This is a genomic window from Bacillus sp. R86525 (genome assembly GCF_042466195.1).
In the GTDB taxonomy this organism is placed as follows: domain Bacteria; phylum Bacillota; class Bacilli; order Bacillales; family Bacillaceae_G; genus Bacillus_A; species Bacillus_A nitratireducens.
In genome coordinates, this window is the sequence record NZ_JAXHPX010000010.1 from 101,519 (window position 1) to 113,794 (window position 12,276).

General features: G+C 35.9%; 11 protein-coding genes and 2 pseudogenes. 8 read left to right on the top strand and 5 right to left on the bottom strand.

What is annotated here, in order from left to right; genetic code table 11:
* Positions 1-10: 10 nt before the first annotated feature.
* A complete protein-coding gene (locus SJY24_RS30650; RefSeq protein WP_377867405.1) occupies positions 11-259 on the bottom strand; it encodes a hypothetical protein in 249 nt (82 codons plus the stop codon).
* Between the two features lie 443 nt (positions 260-702).
* Between SJY24_RS30650 and SJY24_RS30655 the strand changes: the two genes are divergently transcribed.
* Positions 703-1,131: a hypothetical protein gene (locus tag SJY24_RS30655; RefSeq protein ID WP_377867406.1), complete on the top strand. Its 429-nt coding sequence runs from the start codon at positions 703-705 to the stop codon at positions 1,129-1,131.
* Between the two features lie 686 nt (positions 1,132-1,817).
* Here the strand turns inward: SJY24_RS30655 and SJY24_RS30660 are convergent.
* Positions 1,818-1,982: a hypothetical protein gene (locus SJY24_RS30660; RefSeq protein WP_377867407.1), complete on the bottom strand. Its 165-nt coding sequence runs from the start codon at positions 1,980-1,982 to the stop codon at positions 1,818-1,820.
* 126 nt (positions 1,983-2,108) lie between these two features.
* Between SJY24_RS30660 and SJY24_RS30665 the strand changes: the two genes are divergently transcribed.
* The 4 genes from SJY24_RS30665 (at position 2,109) to SJY24_RS30680 (ending at position 5,055) form a co-directional block, all read left to right on the top strand.
* A complete protein-coding gene (locus SJY24_RS30665; RefSeq protein ID WP_377867408.1) occupies positions 2,109-2,738 on the top strand; it encodes a Holliday junction resolvase RecU in 630 nt (209 codons plus the stop codon).
* 137 nt (positions 2,739-2,875) lie between these two features.
* Positions 2,876-3,247, top strand: coding sequence for an ArpU family phage packaging/lysis transcriptional regulator (locus tag SJY24_RS30670; protein WP_377867409.1), 372 nt, complete (start codon positions 2,876-2,878; stop codon positions 3,245-3,247).
* Between the two features lie 1,001 nt (positions 3,248-4,248).
* Complete coding sequence (locus tag SJY24_RS30675; RefSeq protein WP_377867410.1) at positions 4,249-4,500, top strand: hypothetical protein; 252 nt, start codon at positions 4,249-4,251, stop codon at positions 4,498-4,500.
* 363 nt (positions 4,501-4,863) lie between these two features.
* Positions 4,864-5,055 carry a hypothetical protein gene (locus SJY24_RS30680; RefSeq protein ID WP_377867411.1) on the top strand — a complete coding sequence of 64 codons (192 nt, stop codon included), beginning with the start codon at positions 4,864-4,866 and terminating at the stop codon, positions 5,053-5,055.
* 545 nt (positions 5,056-5,600) lie between these two features.
* Here the strand turns inward: SJY24_RS30680 and SJY24_RS30685 are convergent.
* Together SJY24_RS30685 and SJY24_RS30690 are read right to left on the bottom strand one after the other, a co-directional pair.
* Positions 5,601-5,765 carry a hypothetical protein gene (locus SJY24_RS30685; RefSeq protein ID WP_377867412.1) on the bottom strand — a complete coding sequence of 55 codons (165 nt, stop codon included), beginning with the start codon at positions 5,763-5,765 and terminating at the stop codon, positions 5,601-5,603.
* Positions 5,766-6,266: 501 nt separating this feature from the next.
* Complete coding sequence (locus SJY24_RS30690) at positions 6,267-8,060, bottom strand: response regulator (protein ID WP_377867413.1); 1,794 nt, start codon at positions 8,058-8,060, stop codon at positions 6,267-6,269.
* 422 nt (positions 8,061-8,482) lie between these two features.
* On the opposite strand from SJY24_RS30690, the pseudogene SJY24_RS30695 reads away from it, so the two are divergent.
* The 3 genes and pseudogenes from SJY24_RS30695 to SJY24_RS30705 all read left to right on the top strand — a co-directional run.
* Positions 8,483-9,544 (top strand): annotated as a pseudogene (locus tag SJY24_RS30695) (serine hydrolase domain-containing protein); the annotation flags it as partial.
* A gap of 318 nt (positions 9,545-9,862) precedes the next feature.
* A complete protein-coding gene (locus SJY24_RS30700) occupies positions 9,863-9,976 on the top strand; it encodes an HNH/ENDO VII family nuclease (protein ID WP_377867415.1) in 114 nt (37 codons plus the stop codon).
* 4 nt (positions 9,977-9,980) lie between these two features.
* The gene (locus SJY24_RS30705; protein ID WP_377867416.1) at positions 9,981-10,433 is read left to right on the top strand and encodes an SMI1/KNR4 family protein; all 453 of its coding nucleotides are present in this window, start codon (positions 9,981-9,983) and stop codon (positions 10,431-10,433) included.
* A gap of 699 nt (positions 10,434-11,132) precedes the next feature.
* Here SJY24_RS30705 and SJY24_RS30710 read toward each other — a convergent pair.
* Positions 11,133-11,827: pseudogene (locus SJY24_RS30710) on the bottom strand (IS6 family transposase).
* Positions 11,828-12,276 lie beyond the last annotated feature (449 nt).

Below are 12,276 nucleotides of genomic sequence, written 5' to 3' on the forward strand. Positions count from 1 at the left end.
AAAATACATTTTATATTCTGTTTTGAGCTACGATCTTAATATTCTCTGGTGGAATGATAGCTTGAATTTTTTCTTTTAAATCTACTTGGACCATTTCTTCAAGATTTTCAAGTGAAACTTCAAAGTTTATGCATTCCGCAGTTGCGATGTTTAATAAAGAATAATTTTCATTCTTTTTAACAACAAGATATTGTGATTGATCTGTTAGTAATATGCATCCTTGTTGAATTCCTAATTTACGATTATCTTCAAAAGTCATAAATAAATCTCCTAACATTTTTCTGATAGGAATTGTACTACATAAAAACGTTAGTGTCTAGTCGGTTTTATGTAAGAATTAAAGTCAAACAAAATAGTTATTTGGTAAGTATATGTTAAAAAAAGAGCGCCTTGTAAAGGCACTCTTTGTAAAGTGCTTTGTCTACTGGTGTGATCTTTGAAAAGCGATGAAAGCTGTTATCCCACTTATGAAACTAGGCAGTAGGCTCAAAAAAAAGAAACTCCATCGGCCAGTTACTAGAGTGACAGTTAAGAAAAAGAGTGGTATTAAAATAATAATTATTAAAGATATTCTTTGATATGGATTCATATAAAAACGCCCCTTTATAGAAATATAGTAGTGTATTTATATTTACAATTCAGTAGCTTTGAAAGTTCATTATTTATAACAAAAATTTCATTTTGTAGAAAAGGAGAATGGAATTGAACAGTACAGATGAACAAGTGCATGAGTTGCCTAAATGGGACGAATGTTGTCAGTCGTGCGGAAAGAAACGAGCTACTAAGCTATGTGACTATGTAACGGGTACGATCTGGACTAGTATAGATTTCCAAAGGCGGATAACGACTTGCGATTGTAAGTTATGTGATGATTGTGCAAAAGAAATGGGAGATAAGTATGATTTTTGCCCAAAACACGTTGAAGAAGCGAAGAGGAAATTAGAACAGTGGAAAAGAGGTATGGATATGAAAACATATGAGGATCTAGTAGACAAATGTGAGGTAATCCTTAATAGAGGATGGATGCTTCAAGCGGTTTATAGTTTTATGGAGGTACATTCTGGTTGGGGGCCTGACAGTATTACTTTTGCGATAGATGAAGCAATTAAAAGAGCAGCTAGCAAAAGCTAACTGCTCGGTTCTCCAAGGGGGAACAAGGAGAAAATCTAATGTCATCTACAGTATTGACGGAATATTGAGTTTTAATCAAGGGAGATTATATTTTACAAATTAGATTATGATAGCCGATATTCTCCATATTGACCAGAAAAGAACCAAAAATTCTATTGAAATTCCAAGTGTTCTTTTCCTAGTTTTTTGAAATTCTTTTATTAAATAGCCAACAGTACTAATTGCTATAAGAATGAAAAGAATAAGTTCTAGTGTAACTGGCATTTGATTTACTCCTAATCCAATAATTAATTTAGTAAATAACGATTATAAGATGTTTTTGTGGTTAATGGTGAAAAATTAAACAAAACTATCTCTATATGAAAAAAGGCCCCGTTGTCTCCAACAGGACCTTTCCTAAAATGGCAAAGAGTAACTCTTACCTTACTCTTTGTTCATATACTACAAGATTGTTAACGAAAATCCAAGGCTCTTTATATTGAGAAATAAAGAAGAATCATTATAAATGATTTTATCTTTTTTCATAAATAAAAGAGCAGCTAGCAAAAACTAACTGCTCGGCTGGTTCTCCAAAAGGGGGAAAGGAGAAAGGTTAGGGACTTCATTAAATGAGTTATGGCCATCGCCTATCTATATTATTGACAAAATATTAAGTTTTATTCAGGGAGGAACTCATAATCTATAAATTAGATTATGATATTTGCTATTATCCATATCGCCCAAAAAAGAACCAAAAATTCTATTGTAATCCAAAGTGCTTTTTTCTCAGGTTTTTTAAACTCTTTTATTAAAGAGAAAACAGCACTAATTGCTATAAGGATGAAAAGAACGAGTCTTATTGTATCTGGCATTTTAACCACTCCTAATTTCAAATTAAATTCATTATATAACGATTTTTAAATTTTTAGATAATTATTGGTGAAAATTAAGCAAAATTTAAACAAAATCATCCTTTAAATAGAAAGCGAGGAATAACAATGGGACTAGGAAACCGCGGAATGGCATTTGAAATGCTTATCAATCTAGCGAATGAAATGTATCAAAGAGGGGGAGTGGCACTTATAAACAAGCGTCCGACTCCTGTGAAGGTGTTAAAGAGTAAAGGTGGCCGTGTACTAAATGGATTCTATGAAGCTAAGAGTACAGTAGACTATGACGGTGTGTATAAAGGACGAGCTATAGTGTTTGAAGCGAAGTCTACAGAGAATGCTACACGATTTGATCTAACGAACATTGCGCAGCATCAATTGGATTACTTGGAGAAAGCAGAGAAGATGGGAGCGATTTGTTTCTTCCTTATTGAATTCAGTAAGGATAAGTCAGTATTCGCAGTACCACTATCAATCATCCAATCTTATGTAAGGATGTCGCGACAACCAAAGGGCAAGAAGTCTATACTGAGAGTAGACTTTGATATTTATGGGTACTTAGTAAAACAGACAGAACGAGCGCCGATTGATTATTTACAATACATCGATGAGCAAGGATTTACACCGGCAATAGATGGCATGATTCAATTTGATCAGGACCATAAAAAGGTAGCGAATAGCATTGAAGCAGCAAAAGAGAAGATAGCCAACAAGAAACGAAAATTATTAAAGGCCTAATGGATAACGGAACCATGCAGAGTGGATGGTGGGGGCTACTCGCTATGCATGGTTCCCTTATTCAACAATGAGATATTAAAATTTCACGTACCTGATGTGAATGTAATAACTAAAATTCGAAATAGGGGGATTCCTTCGTGGAGAGACAATTAACTTTATTACCAGATATAGATGATAAAAAAGTACAGAAGGAAGTAGTGAGAGTATTAAAGGAATACAGAGCACTCAAGATGCGATTCAGTAATAAATTGGAACAAGAAGGGATCAGTTTGTTCCCTGAGTTGCGTGATTCAAGGAATACGAATAAATGGAAGGTGCAGCAGGTAGAGACGGCGCTTAATAACTTACTAGATGAAGATGAACGGAATATCGTTGAGCGTAAGTTCCTAACAAACGAGAGAGTGAAAGATTCAGATGTTTATAATGATCTGCTGCTCAAGAAGACATATTTCTATGAGAAGAAGCAAAGTGCGGTTAAATTGATTGCTACAGCACTTGGGATCATCTAAAAATAGCGAACAAAACGCGGTCAAAATGCGAACTTTTTGGGGGGCTAAATAAAAATGCCAAAAATTATAAATTATATGTACAAGCCCTTTGACAACCGCATATCGAAGAGGATTAGTACACCTATAAGTGAAACGTTCTTATGCGATAATGTCACGGTAATATAGGGCGGGCAAGACGGTACGAACCCGCGTTAAGACGGAAAGACCAATGAATGTATAACAATGACATATTCCAGTGTGGCGGGTGTGAGATAACTCGCATTCGTCATGCTGTTTCTAATTTGTATCTATTTTCATAACGGACCACTTTCTGTTATAAAAATAGATATAAAGCTATTATTCCTGTCTATGTCGATTTCTAAGAATGGGGATGGTTTTCATGATTGAATGAAAATTGTTCTGATACTTAAAAATTGCCAATGGAATTCTGTTGTATACGTAACTTGTTCTTAGCCATAGAGTAATTACTCACGATTTTTACTATTGGGTAAGTCAGGGTGTAAAGAGACTAGTCACCTCTTTACTACAGCCAATATACATCCAGTCGTGTTTAATCCCCTTTTCGCGATACGTCCCCTATATTGGTTGTAGTAAGGCGGTGGAAAAAGGTAATAACCGTCTTGCATATTAAGACTGATTCCCTTTACATAATCACGTTGATATTTCATCTGTCACGGGACGAAATATAACAAAAACGGTTTGCAAAGGCGATAAGCTGAAGTATTGATCGACTCTACGGAGAATAAACGAGAAGATTCTTAGTCTTCTCCAGGTCACCGAACACAGGGCGTGTAGCCATACTAGTTAATGCGGTGGCTTGGAGAAGGTTGAGAGTACCTCAACTCAATCTTGAATGAAGAGAAACTTTGCCATTTGTTTTCTCTCTTTTCTCCCATCCCCTTTAAAGGTGTCACTTCGGTGGTGGCTTTTTGTTTTATCTGCAAGAAAAAGGATAATTATGGTTTTTATAGAATAAATAAGTCGGTAGAGGTGGAATAATAATGATATATATAGAAATATTAGAAGAGTTATCAGTAGGGGAAATATATACTGAAAGACAAATTCATGATTTGTTATACAATACTGGCACTGAAATAACAATCTTGTGTGATACCGTATCAGAATTTAATGAATCTGAAATAGAAAGATTCCAAGTGATGGGTAAGTATGAGATATTTATTCATAAAAATGAGAACTATTCATATTGTGCACCATCGAAAAAAACAATGGTTTATGTTATAGAGAAAATTTAGGAGCATCCAAAACGGGTGCTTTTTTCTTTGTTATATAGAAATTACACATTAAACATTAAACATATATTTATACGCGCTGTTACTAAACACTAAGGAATAGTAATAAAAAGATGATGCTGATGAAGCCATATAAAAATAAAAAGAATCCTAAGATGGGTAGTTTTTTATGAAAGTCGAGCATGATAAACCTCCTTGGGTATATAGAAGATTTTAATATATCATTAGTCTATTGAGAAGGGAAAACATAAATTGGTACATGTTTAATGAGAATTTGAACAAAATGGACATTTGGTTTAAATGAGTATATAAATAGAAAGAATCTAATTATTTGGTTCACATTTTAATCCAAGGGGTACAAATTCGATGCGGCGTGAAAAGGATTTGTTGAAACAATGGAAGGCGGATTTGCAAGCTGTTCAAGAAGAGAAGAAGCTGAAGAAGAAGGCTAAGAAAAACAATAAAAAATATAGCATTCCTGGTAATACAGCTGACTTTATGAATGGTAAGAATACTTATCGTAAAGAGAATGGGGTATGGAAGCAAAGAAATAAATGACGTGAGGGTAAATAAATCGATTAAACCAATAGCAATTATCGTAGAAGTTGCCGTAATCGGGGTGGCGTCTTGTTTGTTGTTAAGGAAAGATAAGGGGTGAAATGGATTGAATCTTAAAGATTAGATAATAATATTATTACTTTAAAATGCAGAAAGTAGACTAGTAAGCAAACTGTTTTTTAGCATAAAATATGATGAATCTTAAAGTTAAGAGGAGGTAATCATATTTATGGGATGTAATTGTAATTTCAGACATTGCAGAGATTGTAATAGATTTTGGGATGATTTAATGTTCTGCAGACGCAGACATAGAGATTGTGATAAACGTAAGGATTGGTAAATACCTAATGGAGAGGGCTTTGAAGAAAAGCGCTCTTTTTTTGTACATGGATTTTCTGGTCTTATTTGTTGAGGAGGGATAAGGACTAACAAAACAAACGAACACAACGGACGGAAATAAATGTCTTGCTTATCTGTCTAAAAGTTGAGACAAATAAACAGATAGAAGAAACTATTTTATATTTTTTAAACTTAAATGAGTTAATTTAATCTGGAACATTGAAAACTTGTTCAGCAGAAATTTGGGATTTTGTCGTTTTCGTAGTAACTGTTTCAGCACTAACTTTCAGATTGCTTGTCATAATAGGCGTAATCAATGCCGTTGTTAAAATAACAGATGTTGCTAATACTTTTATTGATTTTTGTATCATTTTAAATATCCTGTTTTCTATATATCGGATTTATAGGATGCTGTATTCTATCGATAGATTATTAAAAACATGTAAAATAAGCCTTTAGGTTTATTTTATATGTTTTACCAATTATTGCGTTTGTAAAAATTTATTAACTTCTCTAATACAAAAAGATATGGTTATGTTACAAGAAATACTCAATCATAGCACACCAAAAATTTCATTGTTCCTCAAAATAAAAAATGTCTGGATTCTTATGGAAGAATAAATTTTCATTTTGGGGATACTCCAAAATGTTAAGTTGATGGGCATGGGGTACAGCCGAGATACGTGTAAAAATAGGTCATAGACTTACTTTTATTTCCAATAAGTTTTGAAGTCGGATTTTTCTTTTTTGGCTTTGTTAAATTATATTGTTAGTAATTGAGATATAAAAATGACTTATCAATAGATAAGTCATTTTTTAATTGCCAGTTCGGCTATTTATTATTCCAAAGGACCTTTTGTCTTGAGTACCATCTACACAATATTTTCCTTTCGGGCTCTTTTTATTGCTTCTTCGCGGTTGTTGACGCTGAGCTTCGAGTAGAGAGTCGAGCAATAATTGCGGATCGTTCCCTCCGATAAAAATAATTTGGCGGCGATCGACTTATAACGCAGTCCACCTGACAGATGCTCCAGAATCTCCATTTCACGCTTCGTAAGCCCGTACGGGAATTTTTCTTGACTTGAGCCGATCTTCTCCAATTGCTCGCGTTGACTTTTCATCTCTTCGAAAATTCGCGTAGCGACCGATTGATCGATCCAGATTCCTCCGTTATAAATTAGTTTCAAGGCTTCCTTCATCTCTCGCGGATGAATCGACTTCAGCATGTAGCCCTCCGCCCCGTGCTCCAATGCAGTTGCTGCCTGCAAGGAATCCTCAAACGTTGTCATGAACACAACCTTCATATCAGGCCATCGTTGTTTCATCTCAAGTAAAGTTTCAATCCCGCTCATTCCCTGCATACTAATATCCATTAGCACGATATCTGGTTGGGACCGCTCACAATGTTCTAATGCTTCGCCACCGTCCCTGGCTGTACCAACTACGTTAAAATCAGTATGCTGATCCAAAATTTGCTTCAAACTGTCGGTAATGATCACCTGGTCGTTAACGAGCAGCAGGCGGATTGTATTATGTGCAGGCTCTGTCTGGAACGGAATATTACATATGACGAAAGTTCCTTGTTCTGGCTCGGAATGCACGGACACCGTGCCGTGAAATAGCTTAAGTCGTTCCTTCATCCCATTAAGTTCAAATCCAAATTGAATTTCTTCCATTCCGATGCCGTTATCTTCGATCTGTAACCTGAGCTGCTGACTCTCGAAATACAACTGAACGGATATCAAGCTCGCCGAACCGTGCCGAACCGCGTTGTTCAGAGACTCTTGAAGGCAACGATATAGACAAAAGTTTATTTTTTGCATTACGAGAGTCTCGCTGCCGATCACACGGAATTTGACCATTATACCTGTTGACTTCATAAAATCTTCGGTAAATTGCCGTAGAGATTCACTTAACGAATGGTTCAATGGAGTATGAGAGAGCTGATGCAGATGTTTTCGGATATCAACCAGACCGTGTTGGGCGATTCCGACAAGCGAATCGATCCTCTCTATCTGTGAATTCGGTACGGACGATCGCAGCGATTCGACGCCGACGATGAGCGAGGTAAGCGTATGGCCAATCGTGTCATGCAGCTCATGTGACAGCCGGCTGCGCTCCTCCATCAGCGTAAGTTCCTCAATCCGCTCAATATGCTGCTCCAGCAATAGCTTTTGCTCATGAATAATTAGGGCTTGCTTATGGGACTGAATTAATATATTAAACGTGAAGCCGATGGCGAATCCAAAACCGTTGCTAACGATAAATTCATACGGGAGACGACCAGCGATCCAACCGTTCAATGCCGGCAATATGATTCCACAGAGGATACCTGTCCATACATAGGTTCTTTGATTGCTCGCCAAGCCGATATTCATCACAAGTAAAACGAAAGACCAAAGTAACTCCGGTGCTGTATAGGCTAAATAAAGATGAAAAACCCCAGCTGCCATGACGTCGACTGCAAGATACCAATCTGCATTTCTACACCAGGCGATTAATGGAACGAGATAAACGACGAAAGCAAAAGAAAATAAGACCCAAAAAGACGCATCGATTAATGATGGTTTGATAAAACTAGCGCTTATGATAATGACCATCCAAAGCGTTCGTATGACCACAAATATCCAATCATACCAGAACCATTTTTTTATTATAGAGAACACGGATTATGTACACCTACTTGTATTTTTGAAAATTAATTCTGAATAAATCAAATCTATCATGCACCATAAACTTCTGATCCGTCAAGCGGAAGAGAGGGTAAACAGTTAGAATTTACTGTAACAAGCACGTCACATGAGATATTTGACAGTTTGTCATATGGTATATGTGACAAGTCCAATTCCGAGTGTCAACAAAAGTTTGGCGGTTTCATCACTATCCGATTTAACAATTTTGGGGATAAGGTGAGGATGTAAAGCAACACAACATTCCAAAATAATAGGAGCGATACGTTATGAAATTACTCAAGATTCAAAAAGGAGCTGTACTTGCATTAACAGCTATATCGGCGAGTACACTGGTATTTTCTGCTTATGGGTCTGTAAACCCGGTACAGACTGAAGGCGCGGTACAAGTGAAGACAGAGAAGGAAAAGAAAAGCAAGCATCGGGATGAAGTCAAACGCGTCATTGATGAGGTGGTAACCATCAAAGGAGTCCCAAGTGTCATAGCTGGCGGGTTACAGAACGGGAAACGCTGGTCTTACGCTACAGGTACAGCCAGTTATGAAGTACCACACCCGGTGGAGCCCAATTTTTCATTCCGTATTGGAAGTATTTCAAAGACTTTCACAGCGTCCGTTGTATTACAGTTGGCTGACGAGAAAAAATTGAATCTGGATGATTCGGTTGAAAAATGGCTGCCAGGTGTCATAAAAGGTGAAGGGTATGATGGCAACAAAATTACGATCCGTCAGTTATTGAATCATACAAGTGGGCTTGCTAGCTATACAGATTTGGATTTCCGAGATATTACTTTGCCTCAAAATCCATACCGTTACTATTCCGTCGATGAGCTTATCGACCTTGGACTTTCAAAGCCACCTGTATTTGCACCAGGGAAGGGCTGGAATTATTCCAATATGAATACTGTACTAGCCGGTCAAATTATTCAAAAGGTAACAGGAGAAACGTATGCGGAGCAGATCAGGAAACGGTTTATCATACCGCTTGGAATGAAAGGGACATTTGTGATGGGAAATAGTCACGAAATTCCGGGTAAGCATGCCACAGGATATAATATGGATAGATCGGGTCATTTGTATGATTTAACAGAAATGAATCAATCATGGGCAAATGCGGCGGGAGATATAGTCTCAACAGTTAATGATTTGACTACCTTCTTCAGTGCGTTGTTGGGCGGGAAGCTTCTGACTCAAGAGATGATGGACCAGATGCGCACAACAGTAGATGGACCTTTTGGTAAAGTCGGATTAGGGATTTATGAATTTAAAACAGCGGATGGGCAATCTTACTGGGGGCATGCCGGAGGTACTTTCGGATATGAATCGAGAGCCGTCGGATCTCTAGACGGGAAGCATATTCTGGTAACGTGTATCAACTCGGTAGGTCCACAAGTAGCGCCAGCTCACGATAAAATAATCAATAAGGAATTTAGCCATTACGCAAGTCTAAACAGACAGTGAATTATATATGTTTGACCTGCTTGGAAAACGAAAACATACCGATCTATACATGGTTACGGGTGCCGGATCATATCTATCACTCCTCATGGGATTTATACACAAAAGGACCGTCAGGATGTTTTCCTAGCGGTTTTTCTTATGAGAAGGATAACGCCTTTTTTTCTTTATGGGGTCTCGCCCCATCGCTATCAATCTAAGCCCGTGTAACGTCAATGATAAGCAAGATTGTTTCTTTTTTTCGAAAGTCTATACGTAGATGCTTTAAAGATTTGCATACGAAATAAACCCTAACGGATTTCCTTTTTTGAATTAAGCTGCTTGGTTATCAGACATAGTACAATTATAAACGACAAAGAGCTATATAAACAGTATAATAATTTTAGAAATAACTATTGGAAAATGAGAGCACAAGAACGTTTAGAAGGGAAATAATAAGATGAATGATAAGGTTGTTTCAATCATTTCTACATATGAAAATGATGGAGATTTTATGGGTGGTGTAAATGAAGATGTAATTCGTGAAGCAGCGCAAATGCTAACTATTACATTCCCAAGCACTTATCATTGGTTTTTAAAACAGTATGGTAGCGGCGGACTTGATGGAATGGATATACATGGTTGTGAGACAACAGCCGCGGATTCTTACGTTGTTTACCACACAAAGTTATATAGAGAAACATATAACCTACCTGAACAATACATTGTTTTAAATGATATCGATGGTACTGTGACATGTTTAGATACCAATCAAATGAAAGATGGCGAGTGTCCTGTTGTCTTTTGGAGTCGTTTTTCAAAGGAACTGTATGCCATTACTTATGAAAACTTCAGCGACTATCTATTAGATTCTTTACAAGAATCTGTAGATAATTTATATGATGAGGATTAATTGATTATAGAATACTAAGAATCATGTTTTAAGTAATTTAACCAAAGAAAGCTTTTAATCAATAACGCTGAGAAAATAAATAATCTTTTCACCGAACTAATTCATATAAGAAATAATCAGTCTACAAATCTTGGTTTTGAACAGTATTTAGATTTTCTTAATTACTATCAAGATAGAGATTTTCCTCTGGAAGAAATTGATAAAATTTCTCAGTACTTTATAGAATATCTCTTACCTAACATAGATACTTTCAACAAATTGAAATTAGAACGGTATAATTTAAATTCTTTAAATCCTTGGGATACACACATTATAGCGGTTGAAAATACAGAAAAAAACTTATCCATTAATGAGGATCTATTACTCAATGATTCATTTAAAGTAATCAGTGAATTATTAAGTCAAAACAACTTGGAACTTGATTTAAATGATAAACTAGTACTTCTGAATAGTAATAAACAATTGTTTAATAGTTTTTGTTCGCCTTTACCTTATTCAGAAAAGGCTGTTTTAGTTTATCCCTCTATTAAAACAATAAATAACCTAATTAATTATGCCCATGAGTTAGGGCATGCATTACATTATTTATTAGTCATGGAAAATTCAAAAGCAAAATGTCATACTATATAATTTGTTGGTTCTGGTGCAAAAATAAAACAAAAGAGAATAAAGCATATATATTCCTAACGGAATCGCATCTTATGTTGCAAGTCCAAACAATTGATGGATGAATTCTTTTTGATTTTGTACAGACTGGTTCCGTAAAGCAATCTGTTCTTTTTTAATCATATGCATGCCTTCTACTCTAGAAAGAATGGATGTAGCTGTGTCAAAAGATTTAAGGCCTAGCATAGAACGGATTCGCTTCTTTATAAAGCGATGATCTTGTTCTACTATGTTATTCAAGTACTTTTGTTGTCTAAGTCGCATACCGTTAGGTATGCTTTTTTCTTTTTTTAACTGTTCAATTGCTATAGGATAAGCTGGATTATCACACGTGGCTTTGAAACATGAAAAGACCGCAAAGCTTTCTTGAAAAAGCGCTTTGCAGCCTTATGATCTCTTGTTTTGCTTAGGCAAAAATCGATTGTGTTTCCGTTCGAATCAACAGCACGATACAGGTACATCCATTGACCTTTTACTTTGATATATGTTTCATCGACTCTCCAAGAGTCATTTATTTGTTTGAGGTAACGTCGGATTCGTTTGTCCAATTCAGGACCATACTGATGAACCCAACGCATAATCGTTGTATGAGAAATGGATAAACCACGTTCCTCCATCATTTCCACCAAATCACGAAAACTTAGGTTGTACCGTAGGTACCATCTTACCATTAATAAGATAATATCAGGCTGATAGTGCTTCCATTTGAACCAATTTTTCTTTTCCATACCGATCACACACCCTTTTAGAGTAATAGTATCAGTATGTCCAAGTTTTAGAGATTACTTGTAATTACCTTGAAGTTTTTGCACCAGAACCCAAATTTGTAGGTATTAGGCGAAAGGGTTAATTGTTTTATATGTAGGAGTGAACCAAAAGATATATATTTTTTAAAATTTAATAATTTAGCTTTTTAGAAAAAGAAGAACGCTTTTTTTAAAACTAAATTCCCCTAATTTCGGTTTGATTGATAATAATAGAAATTTCTCATTAATATGGGGAAGAAATATTTGTTTTCTTGTATGAAAAGAACTTTGGATTGATATATATAACTGACTTACTCCCATTTTTTGATTTAGGGCTATCTAAGTTTTATTAGCTTGATGGCGAACGGGTGTCGCCATATTTTTATCCAACTAGCTAGAACAGGTTACCTTGCAAAGAAAAAGGGAAGAAT